This is a genomic window from Kitasatospora sp. NPDC002227, assembly GCF_040296285.1.
GTDB lineage: Bacteria > Actinomycetota > Actinomycetes > Streptomycetales > Streptomycetaceae > Kitasatospora.
Genome location: NZ_JBEOWY010000002.1, coordinates 213,874 through 232,797 on the forward strand (window position 1 = coordinate 213,874; position 18,924 = coordinate 232,797).

Sequence of the window (18,924 nt, forward strand, 5' to 3'; positions counted from 1 at the left end):
ATGACGTACCGGAATCCGCCGAACCACAGGCAAACCGGACATCCTCCCTCAGCTTCCAAACCCAGGAGACGTGAACGTGCTCACGATCGGTGACAAGTTCCCCGAGTTCGAACTCAACGCCTGTGTCGACCTCGACGCCGCGAGCGCGTTCGCCGAGATCAACCACAAGTCCTACGAGGGCAAGTGGAAGATCGTCTTCTTCTGGCCGATGGACTTCACCTTCGTCTGCCCGACCGAGATCGCCGCGTTCGGCAAGCTGAACGAGGAGTTCGCGGACCGCGACGCCCAGATCCTCGGCGTCTCCGGCGACTCCGAGTTCGTGCACCACGCCTGGCGCAAGGACCACAAGGACCTGCGCGACCTGCCGTTCCCGATGCTGGCCGACGTCAAGCACGAGCTCATGCAGGCCTGTGGCGTCCAGGGTGCCGACGGTCTCGCCCAGCGCGCCGTCTTCATCGTGGACCCGAACAACGAGATCCAGTTCGTCATGGTGACCGCCGGCTCCGTCGGCCGTAACCCCAAGGAGGTCCTGCGGGTGCTGGACGCCCTGCAGACCGACGAGCTGTGCCCGTGCAACTGGAACAAGGGCGAGGACACCCTCGACGCCCAGGCCCTCCTGGCGGGCTGACCCATGGCCCTCGACGAACTGAAGGCCGCCCTGCCGGAGTACGCCAAGGACCTCAAGCTCAACCTGAGCGCGATCATCGGCAACTCCGACCTCCCCGCACAGCAGCTCTGGGGCACCGTGCTCGCCTGCGCCATGGCGACCAAGTCGCCGTCGGTGCTGCGCGAGCTGGAGCCCGAGGCGAAGGCGAACCTCAAGCCGGAGGCGTACACCGCCGCCAAGGGTGCCGCCGCGATCATGGGGATGAACAACGTCTACTACCGGACCACGCACCTGCTCTCCGACAAGGAGTACAGCACGATGCGGGCCGGTCTGCGGATGAACATCATCGGCACCCCGGGCGTCGAGAAGGCCGACTTCGAGCTGTGGTGCTTCGCGGTCTCCGCGATCAACGGCTGCGGCCAGTGCCTGGACTCCCACGAGGGCGTCCTGCGCAAGGCCGGGGTCGAGCGCGAGGTCATCCAGGCCTCGATCAAGATCGCCGCGGTGGTCGCGGCCGTGGCGTCGGTCCTCGACGCCGAGGCCGCCATCGCCTGAGGCATCGAGACCACGCAGAAGGCCCGCTCCCTCCGGGGAGCGGGCCTTCGCGGCGTTCGGGCGGGTCAGCCGATGAAGCCGATCCGGTCGATCACCACCTGCACCGAGCCGGCTCCGCCGTTGTAGAACGCGACCTTCCCGTCGGCCCCGACCGGGACGACGACCTGGTTGGCGATCGTCTGGCCCTTGACCCAGTTCAGGTTGGACGCGGTGGGCCGGGGGCCGCCCGACGGCCAGGCCGTCAGGTAACCCCAGTCCGTCGGCTGGGTCACCGTGACGTTGAGGACGACCGCCTTGGGCTTGGCGGCCCCCGCTCCGCCGTTCACGTCGAGCAGCACCGTGCCGTGCGAGGGGACGGCTGCGGCCGGGGCGCCCTGGCCGAGCCTGGTGTCCATGACCCGGACCGGCCCGGCGCTGCGGTAGAGCGAGCCGCCCGAGCCGCCGGCGTAGTACCCGGCGACATCGGCGACCAGCTGCGTGCTGCCCGGCGAACCGTTGTAGAGGCTGACCGTGCCGTCGGGCCCGATCGGCACGACCACCATGTTCGGCACGGTCTGCCCCGCGACCCAGTTCAGGTTGGAGGCGACCGGGCGCGCCGAGCCGCTCGGCCAGGCCGTCAGGTAGCCGGGCCCGGTGGTGTCGGTGACGGTGACGTTGAGCGCCACCGCCGAGGCCCCGGTGGCCGGGACGCCGCCCTGGCCCGCGACCTTCAGCACCACCGTCTGCCCGGCCCCGACCGGATCGCCGCCGGACCGGCCCAGGCCGGTCCGGGTGTCGAGCACCCGCTGCGGCGTGAGCGGATCGAACGCGGCGCCCACCCCCCGGCCGTAGTAGCCGAGCACGTCGGCGACCAACTGCGAGGTGCCGGGGCTGCCGTTGTAGAGCGTGACCCTGCCGTTCGCGCCGACCGGCACGGTGACCAGGTTCGGGACGCCCCTGCCCGCCACCCAGTTGAGCGAGGAGGCCGTCGGCCGCGGCGTACCGGACGGCCAGGCGGTCAGGTAGCCGGCCGCCTTCGGGTCGGCCACCGTCACGTTGAGCACCACCGAGCGGACGCCGTCCGCCGGCACCCCGCCCCGGCCGGTCACCTGGAGGTCGACCGTACCGCCGGCCGGGACGGCCGCCGTACCGGGCCGGCCCAGGCCGGTCCGGGTGTCGAGCAGACGGGACGGAGTGAGCGGGGAGAAGGCCGTACCCGGGTCGACCCCGGGGGTCACCAGCCCGCAGATGGGGCCCGCTGCGCAGGTCACCGAGACCTGGTAGTCGGACTTCGTCGCGCCCGGGTGCAGCGTCAGCAGCAGCCGGTAGGGCTGGTCGTCGCCGTACGCGCTACAGGTGGTGGTGGTGTCGGTGGTCGCCTTGTAGTACGTGCAGTAGTCGCTACCGTCACCGCCGATCAGCTGCGCCTGCGGCAGGGCAGGGGCGAATCCCGCCCCGCTGACCAGGATGTCGCCCCACTGCCTCATCGCGACGCTGAGGCAGACGGCGGGGTGGTCGAGGGTGAGCGTGCCGGTGAGGGGGCCGGAGCCGTTGGCGTCGGCCGCGAGCACCGGGCAGTCCGTCGGGACGGCGCCCGCGTCGCCGATCCGCCAGGTGTCGAGCTGGTAGCCGAGCGCGGAGCCCTGGGCGCCGTTCGTGAACAGTTCCGCCTGGTAGCCGGTCGAGCCGGTGACGTCGCAGTACGGCAAGGAGCCGTTGGGGGTGCAGAGCGACTTGCCGTCGGCGTCGGTCACCACCATCAGGACGGAGCCGTCGCTGTTCCTCGAAGTGAACCGGAGGCGGTCGGTGGGCTTGGCCGTCACCCGGGTGCAGGCCGCCCCCTGCGGGGCGGCCAGCTGCCCCCGGACCGGTGTGCCGCCGACCGTGGTGGCGGCGGGGCTGCCGCACGGCGCGCTCGCCCCGACGTCGCGGCGGACGACCCGGTAGTCGTGGTCCGCCCCGTCACCGAACAGCAGCACGGTGTACGCCTTGGCCGGGTCGAGCCGGCAAGCCGCCCACCGCTGATAGGTGCCGCCGCCACAGACCTCCTTGCCGTCCGGGCCGAACACCTCCAGCCACGCCGGGAGGGGCGTCACCGGGCCCGCGTCCACGCCGAACTGCTCGCCCGTCGAGTGCTGTCCGGCCGGGACGGCCAGGCAGCGGACGGGGTGCGCCTGGGCCAGCGTGACCGCCGTGCCCGTCGCGTCCTGGTAGGAGGTCTGCGGGAAGGCCGCGCAGCCGGACGGGACGTCGATGCGCCCGATGGTGACGGCGTACCCGCCGGTGGCCGTGCCCTGGTCGAGCAGCAGCCGGAACGGCGCCTGCCCGGTCAGCGGGCACTCGGCCCAGTACGGCTTGCCGCACTGGACGGCACCGGTGGCGTCCAGCACCTGGCCGGTCAACGGCGGGCCGCCGGGCGTGGGGTGGAGCTCCACGGACCCGCCCGAAGGCGTCGGCAACGTCAGGCAGTCGACCTGGCCGAGCGCCGTGATCGCACCGGTCACCGGCCCGTCGGCGAAGCCGCTGTCACCGGTGGCGACGCAGCCCCGGGTCTCGCTCGCGGCCCGGAACTCCACGTGGGTGTCGCCCTCGACCACGTCGAGGGAGGTGCCGAGCAGCATCATGTACGTCCCGGCCGAGGGCACGGTGCACCCGGGCTGGTACTGACTGCAGATCACCTTGCCGTCGGCGTCGTAGAGCCCGACGGTCAGCGGGCCGGTCGTGCCCCCGGTGCCGGGGCCGAAGGCGCTCGTCAGCAGGGCCCCGGCGGCGACGGTGACAGTACGGCACCGAATGGTGCTGGTGTCCGCGGCGGTGCCGAAGGGCTGGGCGGCCAGCGCCGGGCAGTCGGCCGGGTGGGAGATCCGGCGGATCTGCATCCGCCAGTCGAAGGGGTACCTGCCCGAGTCGAATTCACGGGAGGAGAGCACCCGGTACGGGCCAGAGCCGGTCAGCACACAGCCGGGCTGGTCGTCGGGCCGCCGGCAGGCGGAGGTGCCCGTCGAGTCGGCGAAGGTCGACTCGAGCCCCTTGCTGGGCGCGATGAGCCGCTCGCCCGGCGCGGCGTCGATGTACTGGCAGTCGAGTTCGAGCCCGCTGACCAGGGTGCCCGTGAGGGTCGGCGCGGCGAAGCCGGTGCCGACGGCCGGGGCGCACCCGGTGGTGCCGGAGAGGTTGACGACCGAGAGCTTGAAGGGCTCGTTGTGCCAGTAGTTGCCGCCGTGCGCGAGGAGCGTGTAGTCGCCGGTGGCGGCGATGGTGCACGGGCCGCCCGGGTAGGTCTTCGCACAGACGTTGGTGCCGTCCTTGGCGTAGACCCCCCACGAGAAGTTGAGGGCACCGCCGCCCGGCTGCAGCCGGACGTCGTGCAGGCCGGGCTCGGCGTGCACGGTCCGGCAGGTGAGGTCGTTCGTGAGGGTGCCGCTGGTCACGGCCGCACCGGGGTCACCGAACGGCGCGACCGCGAGCGGTGCGCAGCCCTGCAGGCCGTCGAGCCGGGTCAGGTGGAGGCCGTACGTCCCCGCGATGGCGCTGCCGGAGTAGCCGCGCCAGGTGTAGGGCCCGGTGCCGGTGAGCGTGCACTCGCCGGTGGTGACACCGCCCTCGCAGCCGGGGTGGCCCGTCGCGTCCACGAGCGAGGAGTGCAGCTCGAAATCCAGGGTGGTGTCCCGGGGCAGGAGCAACAGTCGGCTGCCCTTGGGCTGGGTGAAGCGGTAGCAGTCCCCGGTGGAGCCGGCGACCAGGGTGCTGGTCAGCTCGGCGCTGGTGACGGCGAAGTCGGCGTCGGTGAGCTGGGTGCAGGCGCCGCTGGCCGTGGAGTCGACCACCACCCTGTAGGGGCCGGCGAGCCCGGTCCCGGTCTCCACCGTCAGGTCGTAACTACCCGGGGTGGGAACGGCGCAGTCGGCCACGGACCCGGTGGTCGAGGCATTGCAGATCGGGGCGGAGACCGGGTCACCGCCCGGCAGGGTGAGCGTGCCGCCGACAGCGGTGGCACCGCTCAGCCGGATCAGGACGTGGTCGTTGGGTGCCGTGGTCGTCACGGTGTACTTCTGGCGCTGGCCGCCCTGGATGTACACGCAGTCGAGCGGCGTGCCGAAGGTCAGCGGACCGGTGCAGGGCCCGGCGACGGCCGGGGCCGCCTTCGGCGCTTGCCGGGTCTTCGCCGCCGCCGTGGCCGGTGCGGCGGCGGCAGTGGCTGCAGTGGCTGCGATGGCCGTACCGGCCGCCGGGACCAGGGCCGTCGCGAGAACGGCCAGCGTACAGAGCACGGTGCCGATCAGCCGTCCGGGCCCGCCGACGGGTCTGCCCGCCGGCCGCCCAGGGCTGGGTCTTCCCAGCATCGATCCCCCAATGATGCCTGCCCGCCCGGGAGTTCGGTCACTCACGACCGGGCGTGGATGAGAAAGCACGAAAGGGCGGCAGGGTATCAGGAGAAGGTGTCCAACTGTCAGGCGCCGTGGCGGGCGGCTTCGAGGGCCTCGAACACCTCCTGGCCGGCGGCGTTGCGGCGGCGCAGGTGGGAGACGACGGTGTTGGTCACCGCGATGAGCGGGACGGCCACGATGGCGCCGCCGATGCCGCCGACGATCGAGCCCGCGGCGACGCCGAGCACCACGCCGAGGGGGTGCACCCGGACCGCCCGGCCGAGGATCAGCGGCTGGAGCAGGTGGCCCTCGATCTGCTGCACGGCGACCAGGATGACCAGCACCATCAGCGCGGTGAAGGGCCCCTGGGTGACCAGGGCGATCAGTACCGCGATCGTCCCGGTGACCAGCGCGCCGACCAGCGGCACGAAGGCCCCCAGGAAGATCAGCACCGCCAGCGGCATCGCCAGCTTCACCCCGAGCAGCTGGATGCCGATCCCGATGCAGAGCGCGTCGATGAAGGCCACGCAGACGGTGCCCCGGACGTACGCGGTCAGTGTCGCCCAGGCCTTGGGCCCGGCGCCCGCCATCGCGTAGCGGGAGTGGCGGGGCAGCGCGCGCAGCAGCCAGCTCCAGATCCTGGCGCCGTCGTAGAGCAGGAAGTACGTGGTGAAGGCGGCCAGCAGGATGCCGGTGAGCACCTCGATGGCGATCGCCACGCCGGTGAAGCCCAGCGAGGTGATCTGCTCGGTGTTGGTGCCGATCGCGGTGGAGATCTGCTTGGCGAAGTCGGAGATCTGCTGCTGGGTCAGGTGGAACGGCCCGCTGATCAGCGAGTCCCGCAGCCGGTAGACGCCCTGCTGGGCCTGGTCGGAGACCGACTTGAGATTGCTGGTCACCTGCCAGACCACGAACCAGCCGACCCCGACGATCCCGGCCACCCCGCTCAGGAAGGTCGCCGCGGCGGCCAGCCAGCGCGGCCAGCCGTGCCGCTTGAGCCAGGAGACGGTCGGCTCGAGCAGGGCCGAGATCAGCAGGCCGGCCAGCACCGCGAAGGCGACCAGGCGCAGCATGTCGACCACTTCGAAGACCAGGTAGAGCGCCGCCGCGAGCAGCAGCAGCCGCCAGGTGGACTCGGCGGCCACCCGCAGGCTCCACGGCACCGCCTCGGCCGGGTGGGCCGGGCGGCCCGGCCGGTGGTCCCGGCCGTAGCGCTCACCGGGCTCTCGAGGCGCGGGCAGCACCTCGGGCTCCGCCACCACCGTCGTCCTGTCGCCTGTGCCCACCGGTCCGTCCTCCTGTCGCCCGGCGGCCCGGCGCCGCTGCTCCATCGCGGTCAGGGTCCTGGTGGCCAGCGCTCCGGCCCAGGACACCACCCGTCGACCTCGCAAATCCGACATCCACCGATCCCCGTCCGGCTCAGCGGCCGTTGGTCCCCGCCACGGCCGTCCGGCACGACGCTACCTGCCCCGGCGGGCGCCGCCGGAGACCGGGCCGGAATCCGTCAGGGGACAAAACGCCCGAAAGATGACGGATCAGGTGGTTTCAGTCAGCTGAAACGGGGGAGGAGACCAGCCACAAGGCCAACTGTCGGCGGACCGGCCGGGGCCGGAGCACCAGGACCCTCTCCGGCGCCCCGCGTCCGCATCCCAGGGCCGCACCGCCCGCGCCGGGCCCAGGTCAGCGTCCGCCGGGCGGCGTGGCCCGCCCTCGCCGGCAGGCACGAAGCAGACACGAAGCAGACACGAAGCAGACACGAAGAGGCCCCCGACCGGAAGGTCGGGGGCCTCTTGCGGCAGTTCTAGTACCAGTGGTGCGACTGCCAGAAGGACCACGCGCCACAGGGCGAGCCGTAGCGGTCGTTCATGTAGCCCAGGCCCCACTTGATCTGGGTGGCCGGGTTGGTGCGCCAGTCGGAGCCCGCCGAGGACATCTTGGAGCCGGGCAGGGCCTGCACGAGGCCGTACGCACCGGAGCCGGAGTTCGTGGCGGTGTAGTCCCACCCGCTCTCGCGCTTCACGATCTGGCTGAAGCACTGGAACTGGGCGTCGTCACCGATGATCCCCGCGGCCAGCGCCTGGACGGAGCCAGGGCTGTACGAGGTCGTGTCGGCGACCAGGGCCGAACGCGCCTTGGCGCGGTTGGCGGCCTCCTCGTCGGCCTTGCGCTTGTCGTCGGCGGCCTTGGCGGCCTTCTCCGCGTCCGCCTTGGCCTGAGCGTCGGCGGCGGCCTTCTGACGGGCTGCCTCCTCCGCGGCCTTCTTGGCGGCAGCGTCTGCCGAGACCTGCTGAGCGTTGGCCTGAGCGCTGAAGTTGTCGCTGACGGTCTGCGCGTGGGCGCCCATCGGCACGTCGGCGAGCAGCGTCGCACCCGCGACGTCCACCGTCGAGACCTGAGAGCCCTCGCTGCCCGAGGCCACACCCACGACGGCACCGACAGCGGTGACGGCGGTGGCGGAGGCCACAGCAACTCCCCGGACCGAGATCCGAGTCACATGGTTTCCTTCCAGCATCGCCCGCGCGTGACCGTGAGGGCGCAACATGCCCCTTGGCACTGGCCTCCACACCGCGCTGGTCACGGGAGGCACTGGCCCGGCGCCTGGTCGACTCGCGTCGGCTCGGCGGTTGGATCGGGCGGCGTACGGCTCAGCGGTCTTCAGTTGTCCGCCCGCCGACCGGAGTTGCCGGGCGATTCGTACACACCGTCACCTTTCGGTGGCGCGGGCCGCCTCTCGGAAGCCCTGTCACGCCGTACGCGGGGCCTGACAGAAACCTCACCATGCCGCACTTGGACGGCCGGGCGCAATTCTCGGTTGCGTGGCGCATCTCACAAGGGGGATGCCCGGGCAGTTTCGTGATTCTCCTGACAAACGACAGTCGGATGTGATGCGAAAGCCGGAGCGCACCGTCGAACGGTGCGCTCCGGCGGGGTAGTTCGACACCCTATGCCCGGATTGTCAGGCGGTCAGGTGCAGCCCGTCCGCGCAGGTCAGAGCTGGATGTCCTCCAGCATCTCGGTCACCAGCGCCGCGATCGGCGAACGCTCGGAGCGGGTGAGGGTGATGTGTGCGAAGAGTGGATGCCCCTTCAGCTTCTCCACCACCGCCACCACTCCGTCGTACCGGCCGACCCGCAGGTTGTCACGCTGCGCGACATCGTGGGTCAGCACCACCCGGGAGCCCTGGCCGATCCGGGAGAGCACCGTGAGCAGCACGTTGCGCTCCAGCGACTGCGCCTCGTCCACGATCACGAAGGCGTCGTGCAGCGAGCGCCCCCGGATGTGGGTGAGCGGCAGCACCTCCAGCATCCCGCGGGAGATCACCTCCTCGATCACGTCCGGCGTGGTGACGGCGGAGAGGGTGTCGAAGACGGCCTGTGCCCAGGGGCTCATCTTCTCGGTCTCCGAGCCCGGCAGGTAGCCGAGCTCCTGCCCGCCCACCGCGTAGAGCGGACGGAAGACCATCACCTTGCGGTGCTGCTGACGCTCCAGCACCGCCTCCAGGCCCGCGCAGAGCGCCAGCGCCGACTTGCCGGTGCCCGCCCGGCCCCCCATCGAGACGATGCCGACCTCCGGGTCGAGCAGCAGGTCGAGCGCGACGCGCTGCTCGGCGCTGCGCCCGCGCAGGCCGAACGCCTCGCGGTCGCCCCGCACCAGCCGGACCCGGCCGTCGCTGGTCACCCGGCCGAGCGCCCGCCCGCGCTCGGAGGTGAGCACCAGGCCGGTGTGCACCGGCAGGTCCTCCGCACCGTCGATCTCCACCGCGGCGTCGTGGCCGGCGCCGAACAGGGCGTCCACCTGGTCGCCGCCGACGTGGAGTTCGGACATGCCCGTCCAGCCCGAGGTGATCGCCAGCTCGGCCCGGTACTCCTCCGCGAGCAGGCCTACCGAACTGGCCTTGATCCGCATCGGCAGGTCCTTGGAGACGACCGTGACGTCGTACCCCTCGGCCTGGAGGTTCCTGGCCACCGCCAGGATGCGGGTGTCCGCCTCTCCTCCGCCGAGGCGGTAGCCGGCGGGCAGGACGGAGGTGTCGGAGTGGTTGAGCTCCACCCGGATGGTGCCGCCCAGCTCCCCCACCGGGATCGGCTCGTCCAGGCGCCCGTGTCTGATCCGGTAGTCGTCCAGCAGACTGAGCGCTTGTCGGGCGAAGTACCCCAGCTCGGGGTGGTGGCGCTTGGCCTCCAGCTCGGTGACCACCACCACGGGGAGGACGACCTCGTGCTCCTCGAAGCGCGTCAGCGCGAGCGGGTCTGCCAGGAGCACGCTGGTGTCGAGAACGTACGTGCGCCGGTCTGGTGTCCGGCGGCTCTTGGTACTGACCACTAGGCCTCCAGAGCGGATGACCCTGCGTCACCCGCGGCATGCCGGTCCCCGCGACCCCGGTGGCCGGGGTACCGGTCTGCCTTCGGTATTCCCACCGGGGCCAGGAGCATTCATGCCGGTGGCCGATGTTGATGAACGTTTACCTGATCGCCCCGAAGTCGGGACGGGAGTCCTGGCGTGTCGTGGGACCACCCGGGTACCTGTGGGGACTACAGCCCCATCCGGCGGTTGCGCTGCTGGTAGTCGCGCAGTGCCCGGAGGAAGTCGACCCGGCGGAAGGCCGGCCAGTAGGCCTCGCAGAAGTAGAACTCGCTGTGCGCGCTCTGCCAGAGCAGGAAGCCGGACAGCCGCTGCTCGCCGGAGGTGCGGATCACCAGGTCCGGATCGGGCTGGCCCTTGGTGTAGAGGTGCTCGGCGATGTGCTCGACGTCCAGCAGCCCGGCCAGCTCCTCGATCGAGGTGCCCTTGCCGGCGTGCTCCTGGAGCAGCGAGCGGACGGCGTCGGCGATCTCGTGCCGCCCGCCGTAGCCCACCGCGACGTTGACGGTGACGCCCCTGTTGTCGGCGGTGGCCTGCGCGGCCTCCTTGAGCACGTCCGAGGTGTGCTGCGGCAGCAGGTCGAGCGCGCCGACGGGGTGGACCTTCCAGCGGCCGTCGGCGGCCAGGCGCCGGACGGTGTCCTCGATGATGCCGAGCAGCGGCACCAGCTCCTCCGCCGGGCGGGAGAGGTTGTCGGTGGAGAGCATCCACAGCGTCACGACCTGGACCCTGGTCTCCTCGCACCAGCCCAGGAACTCGCTGATCTTGTCGGCGCCGCGCTGGTGGCCGTGGGCGGTGGTACCGCCGACCGCCTTGGCCCAGCGGCGGTTGCCGTCCAGGATGACGCCGATGTGGTGCGGGGTCTGGTCCAGGTGCACCTCGACCCGACGGCCGTACACCCGGTAGGCGTTCTCCAGCAGGGTCCGCAGACCCGGCGTGCGCTCGACCACGTCGCGCAGACCCATGACGTTACGGCCCCTCCGTACTCAGCCCCTGGTTGCGAAAAAAATGCCCCCGCGCAGCCTACTCCGGCCTGCCCGGACACGGTAAAGCCGCAGGTATCGACAGGGTCACGGTCTGGTGCGGAGGCCGTGAGCCACGGGTGGGCGGAGCGGACACGGAACGGTCTCCGGTTCCTTAAATGTCTCGTAAGCGACCCGTTGAATGCTTGACGGCTGCCATTGGTCTAGTCCAGCTTGTGACCGAGGACACATCACCCTGCGATCCCTTCCTCCCCCACGCGGAGCCGCCGCGCCCCCACCGCGGCGGCTCCTTCCCCTATACGGAGCGCACCCATGGCCCGTCACCGCACCACCCGCCGCCGCCCCGCCGCTCTGCTGGCCGGCACCACCGCCCTCGCCCTGGCCGGCACCGGCCTCGCCCTCTTCGCCGGCGGCGCCAACGCCGCCGTCGGCAACCTGGTCACCAACAGCGGCTTCGAGAACGGCCTCTCCGGCTGGAGCTGCGTCGGCACCGCGACCACCGGCGCCCCCGCCCACTCGGGCGCCGCCGCCCTGGCCGCGACCCCGAGCAGCTCCGACACCGCCCAGTGCACGCAGACCGTCTCGGTGCTCCCCGGCACCAGCTACACGCTGAGCGGCTGGGTCCAGGGCCCGTACGTCTACCTCGGCGCGACCGGCACCGGCGGCACCGACCCGAGCTCGTGGTCCAGCCAGACCAGCTGGAACCAGCTCGGCTCCACCTTCACCACCGGCCCCAGCACCACCAGCGTCACCCTCTACGTGCACGGCTGGTACGGGCAGGGCACCTACAACGCGGACGACATCACCCTGACCGGACCGGGCGGCACCTCCTCGCCCTCGCCGAGCAGCTCGCCGTCCAGCTCGCCGTCCTCCTCCCCCTCCAGCTCGCCCTCGTCGAGCCCGACGTCGACCCCCACCTCGACCCCGACCTCGAGCCCCACGTCGAGCCCCAGCTCCAGCCCGACCTCCACGCCGACCACGCCGCCCCCGGCAACCGGCCTGCCCAAGCACGTGCTGACCGGCTACTGGCAGGACTTCGACAACGGCGCCACCGTGCAGAAGCTCAAGGACGTCCAGAGCGCGTACGACATCATCGCGGTCTCCTTCGCCGACGCCGACGCCACCAAGCCCGGCGGCATCACCTTCACGCTCGACCCGAAGCTCGCCACCGCGCTCGGCGGCTACACCGACGCCGACTTCAAGGCGGACATCGCCGCCAAGCACGCGGCCGGCAAGAAGGTCGTGCTCTCGGTCGGCGGCCAGAACGGCGCGATCAGCGTCGCCAACTCCACCGCCGCCGCCAACTTCGCGAACAGCGCCTACGCGCTGATCCAGAGCTACGGCTTCGACGGCGTGGACATCGACCTGGAGAACGGCGTCGACCCGACGTACCTGGCGCAGTCGCTGCACACCCTGGCGGGCAAGGTGGGCTCCGGCTTCGTGCTGACCATGGCCCCCGAGACCATCGGGATGTACAACACCTCCGGCGCCTACTTCCAGCTGGCGCTGAACACCAAGGACATCCTGACCGTCGTCAACACCCAGTTCTACAACTCGGGCTCGATGAACGGCTGTGACGGCAACGTCTACTCCCAGGGCACGGTGGACTTCATCACCAGCCAGGTCTGCACCCACATCCAGGGCGGCCTGCGGCCCGACCAGGTCGGCATCGGCGTCCCGGCCTCGGCCAAGGGCGCGGGCAGCGGCTACGTCTCCCCGACCGTGGTGGACAACGCGCTGGACTGCCTGGCCACCGGCAGCCACTGCGGCACCTTCGTGCCCCCGGCCAAGTGGCCGGCCATCCGCGGCGCGATGACCTGGTCCACCAACTGGGACGCGGCCAACGCCAACGACTTCTCCAACAACGTCGGCGCGCACGTGCACGCGATGCCGTAGTACCGAGCCGAGGGAGGGGGTGCGGCGCTGGGCCGCACCCCCTCCCTCTTTTCTCACGGCTCCAGCCGGACCGGGGCGAAGTTGGACCGGCCGGCCCGGTAGGCGTTCCCGAGGTGGTGCTGCAGCCGCAGGTGGCGGAACTGGTAGACGGCGCCGGTGCGGCGCAGCACGCCCCGGCGGTACGCGTCGTCCAGGAACTCGACGGTGCGCCAGGGCAGCCGCCCGGTCAGCGGGAGGAACAGCCGCACCAGCACCACCCAGCGGCCCCAGGCGGTGAAGCAGAAGGTGTACGCCAGCGAGCCGCCGATCCCGCCGATGGCACCGATCACCAGTCCGTTGACCAGGGTCCAGCTCATCGGCCCCAGCAAGGGCTGCAGCAGGACGACCACCAGGCGCCCGGTCGCGGCGATCGTCAGGGCCAGGGACGGTGCGAGCACCAGCAGCTGACGGCTCACCGTCGCGCGGTTGGCCGCCAGCAGGTCGACCGGGGAAGCAGCCGCAGTGATGTCCAAGGGTGACTCGAAGACGGTGAGCAGGCCGAACACCACCGCGGTCGACAGGCCGAAGATCAGTCCGAACACGAGCATGTTGATCAGCGTGGCCTCCAGGAACCCCGGCGTGGAGACCGACACCCCCCAGGACACCACCCGCTCCAGGCTGAGCGCCCAGGCGGCGCCGATGCCCATCACCGAGCCGCCGAGCAGTACCGCACCGGACCGGGACATGAACTGCCGCAGCGCCCTGCGGTCCAGGCCGCCGCCCGGGCGGGGCAGCCGCAGCCGCACCCGGGCCGGCTCGAACTCCTCACTGCCGAACAGCGCCAGGACGGCGTGCACCAGACCGAACGCCAGCCCGGCGATCGGGCCCATCAGCGCGCCCTCCAGCAGCGACTCGCCCGGTCCGTACGGGACGAACACGCCCGCGAGCAGCCAGTCCGGCACCATCAGGCAGACCGTCGCGACCAGCACCGTGGTCAGCACCTGCGTCGAGCGCCGGACCGAGTCCCCCAACTGCCACCAGGCGAGGTCCTGGCGCTCCCGGTCGAGCCGCACCAGGTGGTGCGCGAGGTAGCCGAGCCAGTGCTGCGCCCGGGGCACGTCCCACTCCCGCTGCGGGCCGCTCTCGCGGTCCGGCGGCCGGGCCTTGTAGACGGTCGGTACGAAGCCGGCCAGCAGGTGCTCCTCGATCGCGTGCGCGTCGGGGAAGCGCTCGGTGTCCAGCAGTTCGCCCGGATCGCGCTCCGGGTCCTCGCTGTACATCGTCCTGGCCAGGCCGACGAAGAGCGGGGTGCTCAGCGCGCTGGCCAGCTGCCCGCCCGCCTCGCTCCCGGTGTGCAGCTCGGCCAGCACCCCGTCCCACACCGGCGGACGGCTGACCGGCCGGACGGTGCGGGGCAGGTAGCCGTCGAGGTCCGCCAGGGTCAGGTCGGCCAGCTCGATGCCGGCCGCCCAGACCAGCGGCGCCCTGGCCGCCTCGACGGCCTCGGCGTACTCGGCCCGGCGGCTGGTCACCACCAGCGGCAGGGTGGTGGTGTTGAGCGCCCGCAGCGCCTCCGGCCGCAGGCCCTCGGCGAGTTCGTCGAAGCCGTCGAGCACCGGCAGCACCAGGTCGGAGCGGACCAGCTCGGCCGCCAGGGTCCGCCCGCCCGGCAGCCGCCGGGCCAGGTTCGGGTGGTCGCGCAGCAGCACCTCGACCAGCCAGTCGAGCAGGCCGACCGCCGTCGGGTCCCAGGAGCCCAGGCTGAAGACCACCGGCACCCGCTCGGGGCCGTCGCCGCCCTCCAGCAGGTCCAGCACGAAGCGGATCGCCAGGATCGACTTGCCCGAGCCGCCCCGGCCGAGCACCACCAGCCGCCCGGAGGCGATCCGCCGGTAGATCGCGGCGACGCTGCGCAGATCTCCGTCCAGGTCCAGCTCCAGGGCCGCACTCTCCCCCGGCGCCAGCCGGCTGACGTTCTCCAGCCGGTCCGTCAGCTCCACGGCAGCCGGGAGCCACCGCACCGGCAGGGCGTACGGGTCGTGCACCCGGCGCTGCCCCTCCTCCTGGCGCAGCCGCCGCAGCACCTCCGCCGCCAGCTCCCCGGCGGCCTCGGCCAGCGGCTGCCGGGCCAGCGCCCAGCCGGGCGGCCGGCGCTGCTCCGGCACCCGGGGCTCGGGCACCCCCGCCACCTCGCCGGCCTCGGGCTCGGACCCGTCGAGGGCGGCCGTCAGCCGCCGGAACCCCTCGGGGCCGGCGTCCAGTCCCTTGGCGAGCCGCCGCAGCGTGTCCGTCCGGCAGTTGGTGGACCGTCCGGTCTCCAGCCGCCGGATGGTCCGTACCGCCACCCCCGACCGCGCCTCCAACTGCTCCTGCGTCAGCCCCGCCCCTTCACGCAACGCGGCCAGCGCCTCGCTCAGCTTCTCCGCCACCAAACCCCCACAGAGTGGCCCGCAAAGTCGCCCGTGAGCCTACTTGATGACAACCGGTCATATCTGGCCGGTGCCGTGTCCTGGCCGTTCAGCCGGGCGGACAGCAGCATCGGAGCCGGCGGCCGTCCCCGTAGCGGCCGCCACCCAGGTGTTCGCCCGCCCGGCGGGCGGAGGTGGCGAGGAGGCCGGTCGGGATGGCGGAGACGAGGGGCGTACTGCTGCCCGCGTACGTGGTGGCCGACGAGTCGGCCTCGATGGGGCCGTACCAGCGGGAGCTGGACGAGGGGGTGACTTCGCTCTGCGAGGGGCTGCGGGCCTCGCCGATGCTCGCGGCCAAGCTGCGGCTGGCGGTGCTCGGCTTCTCCGACGACGTCCAGGTGCGGCTCGCGGTGGCGGACATGCGGACCGAGACCACCGTGCCCAGACTGCAGATCCGCGGCCTGACCAGGTACCGCTCGGCCTTCGACGACCTGCTGCACCGCATCCCGGCCGACATCCGATGGCTGCGCAGCGAGGGGTACCGGGTGCACCGGCCGGTGGTGTTCTTCCTGAGCGACGGCCAGCCGACCGACGGCGACGCCTGGCGCGCCCCGCACGCCGAGCTGACCGACAAGTACCGCTCCCCGGCCGCCCCGAACATCGTCGCCTGCGGCATCGGCGACGCCGAGGCCCGGACCATGGTCGAGGTCGCCACCCGCCCCGAGTTCGCCTTCGTCGCCAAGGCGGGGGCCGATCTGGGCCAGGCCATCTCGGAGTTCTTCCACGCGCTCACCGCGAGCCTGGTCGCCTCCAGCCAGGCGCTCGGCTCCGGCGAGCCGACCCTGGTGGTCCAGCGGCCGGAGCACTTCACCCTGGCGATCGACGAGGTCGTGCTGTGACCGTCCCGCCCTGGGGCCGGATCGCGGTGGGCACCCCCGAGCCGGTCTTCGAACCCCGCCCGCCGGGCCCGTACGCCTTCGACCACCCGGACACCGCCTGCGACGGCTGGTCCACCGACCGGTTCGCCCTGCGGCTGGCCTCCGTCCGGGGTTCGGGCCACCGTTACTACGGCCGCCCGCGCCAGGACGCGGCCCGGGCCACCGCCCACCCGGGCACCGGCAGCGTGGTGTTCGCCGTCGCCGACGGCGTCTCCAGCGCCGCCGAGGCCGAGTACGGCGCCACCGAGGCCTGCCGGGCCGCCGTGGAGCGGCTGCTCCACCTGCTCGAGGCCGGGCCCGGCCCGCTGGACCTCGCCTCGGTGGTCACCCATGCCGCCGAGCGGCTGCGCGAGTTGGCCCGCTGGCGGCTGCAGAGCGCCGACCCCGCCCCGGCCGAGGTGGCCGGGCTGTACGCGACCACACTGGTGGCCGGGGCCGTCCGCCCCGGCCCGGAGGGGGCCCGGGTCGAGCTCTGCCGGGTCGGCGACTCCGGTGCCTGGCTGCTCGACCGCGCCGAGGGCGGCTACCTGCCGCTGTTCACGGCCAAGAACGCCCCGGAGGCCGTGGTGGTCAGCCAGACCGTCTCGCCACTGCCGCGGGTGCCGGACCAGCTGGAGCAGCTGACCGCCCAACTGGCCGCACCCGACCTGCTGCTGGTGGGCACCGACGGCTTCGGCGACCCGCTCGGGGACGGGGACGGCCAGGTCGGCGCCCACTTCACCCGGGCGCTGGCCACCCCGCCGCCCCCGCTCGGCTTCGGGCACCTGCTCGACTTCTCCCGGGAGACCTTCGACGACGACCGCACCCTGCTGGCGGTCTGGCCGGAAGCAGGACCGCGGTGAGCCACCTCCACCTCGCCCCCGTCGACCGCGCCTCGCTCTCCCTGGGCGGGCAGCTCGGCCGCGGCGGCCAGGGCACCGTGCACCTGGTCCGCAACAAGCGGATCAACCGGAGTGCGCCGGACGGCGGTTGGGAGGTGGTCTACAAGGAGTACGACGAGCTCACCCTGCCCCAGCTCAACGCCGGCGCGCTCACCACCGCCGTCGCCCTGCTCGACGGGCTCGGCAGCGCCAAGACCCGGTGGCTGTGCGAGAAGACCGCCTGGCCGCTGGCCGTGGTGCAGCGCGAGGGGCAGGCCTGCGGCTTCCTGATGCGCGCCGCCCCCGACCGCTTCCGCTTCACCCTGCGGGCGCTCACCGGCGCCCCGACCGGCCCGGAGCGGCTGGCCACCGTGGAGTACCTGCTCAACGACGACTCGTACGTGCAGGGGATCGGACTCACCGTCAGCGACCGGGACCGGCTGCTCCTGCTCGCCGACCTCGCCCACACCCTCGAGCAGCTGCACCGGCTGGGCGTGGCCGTCGGCGACGTCTCGCCGAAGAACCTGCTGTTCTCGCTCGCGCCCGAGCCCGAGTGCTTCCTGATCGACTGCGACGGGGTACGGCTGCGCGGCACCACCCTGCTGCCGCAGGTCGAGACCCCGGACTGGCAGCTGCCCCCCGGCGAGGAGCGGGCCACCCCGGCCGGTGACGTCCACAAGCTCGGGCTGCTGGCCGTCCGGCTCTTCGCCCGGCACCAGACCTCGACCGACCCGGCCGCCCTGACCCGGGTCAGCCCCGCCCTGGGCGACCTGGCCCGGGCCTCCCTGCACTCCGATCCGGCGCGCCGGCCGGGTGCGGCGGTCTGGGCCGAGCTCCTCGAGGCGGCGGCCGCCGCGGTGGCGGCCACGGCCTCGGCGGTGACGGTCGACGCCGGGACGGCCGCTGCCGGGACGGCCGCCAAGGCTCCCGTCAACGCCGTGCGGATCACCGGGACTTCGGGGGGCGCAACGTCCGCCGGCACTCCGGTCAGCACCCCCGCCGACCCGGCGCCCGAGCCGCCGCGCAATGCCGTCGGGAAGGTGCTGGCCGGGATCGCCGCCCTGGTCGCCCTGATCCTGGTGGTCGCGCACAACCAGAACGGCGGCGGCGACAACGCCACCCCGGCCTCGAGCCCCTCCGTCTGGACGTACAGCGCGCCGCCGTACAGCAGCGCGCCGTACACCCCGCCGACGCACAGCACTTCGACGTACAGCGCGCCGGCGTACTCCGCACCGCCGTACAGCGCCCCGCCGCCACTTCCGGTGCCCTCGCCCTCGTCCAACCTCTACGCCGACGCCTCGGTCGGTGACTGCTTCACCGACTCGGGCACCAGCACGACGCCCAAGCTGGCCGTCGCCTCCTGCGGCCCGGGCACGTTCAAGGTGCTGCGGATCAACTCCGCCACCACGGACCTCAAGAGCTGCGACGGCGTGACGGACAACGACGAGAGCGTGTCCTCCAGCCTGGCCCAGCGCGTCCTGTGCCTCAGCTACCAGAGCTCCGGCGGCACGGCGTACCACGCCCGGCAGAACGACTGCGTGTTCGGCGAGTCCGGTGACCACCCGTGGGGCAAACAGGCCTGCCAGACCGGCAACTTCAAGGTGCTGGCCAGGTACCGCGGCAACACCGACGAAGCCCAGTGCAAGGACTGGCCGAACTACAACTTCTGGCGCAAGATGCCGGTCTCCGCCGACTCCGACCTCGGCGTGCTGCTCTGCCTCTCCATGAACTACCCGGACGACCTGGGCTACGCGACCGTCAACGAGTGCCTGTCGAAGTCCGGTTCGACCTTCACCAACGTCGGCAGCTGCGCCAACTCCAACGTCTACGTGACCGGGCGCACGGGCACGTACGACGACCCGGGCTTCTGCGGCCAGGACGGCGCGATGTGGTGGCGGTCCGTCGAGTACCCGTCCTTCGCCTACACCGTGTGCTGGCGCTGGCGGTAGCGCCCGGAGAACAGATGCCAGGAGAACAGGGAGAAGAGCAG

At 72.3% G+C, this 18,924-nt stretch carries 12 protein-coding genes; 6 read left to right on the plus strand and 6 right to left on the minus strand.

Annotated features, from left to right (window positions below; genetic code table 11):
• Positions 1-76: 76 nt before the first annotated feature.
• Both ABT095_RS02850 and ABT095_RS02855 read left to right on the plus strand, forming a co-directional pair.
• Complete coding sequence (locus ABT095_RS02850; RefSeq protein WP_350527612.1) at positions 77-628, plus strand: peroxiredoxin; 552 nt, start codon at positions 77-79, stop codon at positions 626-628.
• 3 nt (positions 629-631) lie between these two features.
• The gene (locus ABT095_RS02855) at positions 632-1,162 is read left to right on the plus strand and encodes an alkyl hydroperoxide reductase (RefSeq protein WP_350527448.1); all 531 of its coding nucleotides are present in this window, start codon (positions 632-634) and stop codon (positions 1,160-1,162) included.
• Positions 1,163-1,227: 65 nt separating this feature from the next.
• Here the strand turns inward: ABT095_RS02855 and ABT095_RS02860 are convergent, their stop codons facing one another.
• The 5 genes from ABT095_RS02860 to ABT095_RS02880 all read right to left on the minus strand — a co-directional run bounded on the left by ABT095_RS02860 (position 1,228) and on the right by ABT095_RS02880 (position 10,835).
• Positions 1,228-5,484 (minus strand): hypothetical protein, encoded by a 4,257-nt coding sequence (locus tag ABT095_RS02860; RefSeq protein WP_350527449.1) that lies wholly within the window; start codon positions 5,482-5,484, stop codon positions 1,228-1,230.
• Between the two features lie 107 nt (positions 5,485-5,591).
• A complete protein-coding gene (locus tag ABT095_RS02865; RefSeq protein ID WP_350527450.1) occupies positions 5,592-6,908 on the minus strand; it encodes an AI-2E family transporter in 1,317 nt (438 codons plus the stop codon).
• A 401-nt stretch (positions 6,909-7,309) separates the two neighbouring features.
• Entirely contained in the window at positions 7,310-8,002 is a 693-nt protein-coding gene (locus tag ABT095_RS02870; protein WP_502884803.1) for an aggregation-promoting factor C-terminal-like domain-containing protein, read from the minus strand.
• 494 nt (positions 8,003-8,496) lie between these two features.
• A complete protein-coding gene (gene phoH2 / locus ABT095_RS02875; protein WP_350527452.1) occupies positions 8,497-9,831 on the minus strand; it encodes an RNA 5'-3' helicase PhoH2 in 1,335 nt (444 codons plus the stop codon).
• A 209-nt stretch (positions 9,832-10,040) separates the two neighbouring features.
• Positions 10,041-10,835 (minus strand): isoprenyl transferase, encoded by a 795-nt coding sequence (locus ABT095_RS02880; RefSeq protein WP_350527453.1) that lies wholly within the window; start codon positions 10,833-10,835, stop codon positions 10,041-10,043.
• Between the two features lie 330 nt (positions 10,836-11,165).
• On the opposite strand from ABT095_RS02880, the gene ABT095_RS02885 reads away from it, so the two are divergent.
• Positions 11,166-12,749 carry a chitinase gene (locus ABT095_RS02885; protein WP_350527454.1) on the plus strand — a complete coding sequence of 528 codons (1,584 nt, stop codon included), beginning with the start codon at positions 11,166-11,168 and terminating at the stop codon, positions 12,747-12,749.
• 53 nt (positions 12,750-12,802) lie between these two features.
• Here the strand turns inward: ABT095_RS02885 and ABT095_RS02890 are convergent, their stop codons facing one another.
• Positions 12,803-15,157, minus strand: coding sequence for a helix-turn-helix domain-containing protein (locus ABT095_RS02890; RefSeq protein ID WP_350527455.1), 2,355 nt, complete (start codon positions 15,155-15,157; stop codon positions 12,803-12,805).
• Positions 15,158-15,351: 194 nt separating this feature from the next.
• On the opposite strand from ABT095_RS02890, the gene ABT095_RS02895 reads away from it, so the two are divergent.
• From ABT095_RS02895 to ABT095_RS02905, 3 genes are read left to right on the plus strand one after another with little or no spacing between them, the layout of a single operon-like run.
• Positions 15,352-16,035 (plus strand): vWA domain-containing protein, encoded by a 684-nt coding sequence (locus tag ABT095_RS02895; RefSeq protein ID WP_350527456.1) that lies wholly within the window; start codon positions 15,352-15,354, stop codon positions 16,033-16,035.
• On the plus strand, positions 16,032-16,916 hold the full coding sequence (locus ABT095_RS02900) for a protein phosphatase 2C domain-containing protein (RefSeq protein WP_350527457.1): 885 nt from the start codon (positions 16,032-16,034) through the stop codon (positions 16,914-16,916). Before ABT095_RS02895 ends, ABT095_RS02900 begins: the two co-directional genes overlap by 4 nt.
• Positions 16,913-18,883 (plus strand): LppU/SCO3897 family protein, encoded by a 1,971-nt coding sequence (locus tag ABT095_RS02905; RefSeq protein WP_350527458.1) that lies wholly within the window; start codon positions 16,913-16,915, stop codon positions 18,881-18,883. Before ABT095_RS02900 ends, ABT095_RS02905 begins: the two co-directional genes overlap by 4 nt.
• Positions 18,884-18,924 lie beyond the last annotated feature (41 nt).

Coding starts and splice junctions, on each gene's coding strand:
- ABT095_RS02895 (WP_350527456.1), top strand. CDS start 15,352: ATGGCGGAGACGAGGGGCGTACTGCTGCCCGCGTACGTGGTGGCCGAC.
- ABT095_RS02865 (WP_350527450.1), bottom strand. CDS start 6,908: ATGTCGGATTTGCGAGGTCGACGGGTGGTGTCCTGGGCCGGAGCGCTG.
- ABT095_RS02885 (WP_350527454.1), top strand. CDS start 11,166: ATGGCCCGTCACCGCACCACCCGCCGCCGCCCCGCCGCTCTGCTGGCC.
- ABT095_RS02860 (WP_350527449.1), bottom strand. CDS start 5,484: ATGCTGGGAAGACCCAGCCCTGGGCGGCCGGCGGGCAGACCCGTCGGC.
- ABT095_RS02880 (WP_350527453.1), bottom strand. CDS start 10,835: ATGGGTCTGCGCGACGTGGTCGAGCGCACGCCGGGTCTGCGGACCCTG.
- ABT095_RS02855 (WP_350527448.1), top strand. CDS start 632: ATGGCCCTCGACGAACTGAAGGCCGCCCTGCCGGAGTACGCCAAGGAC.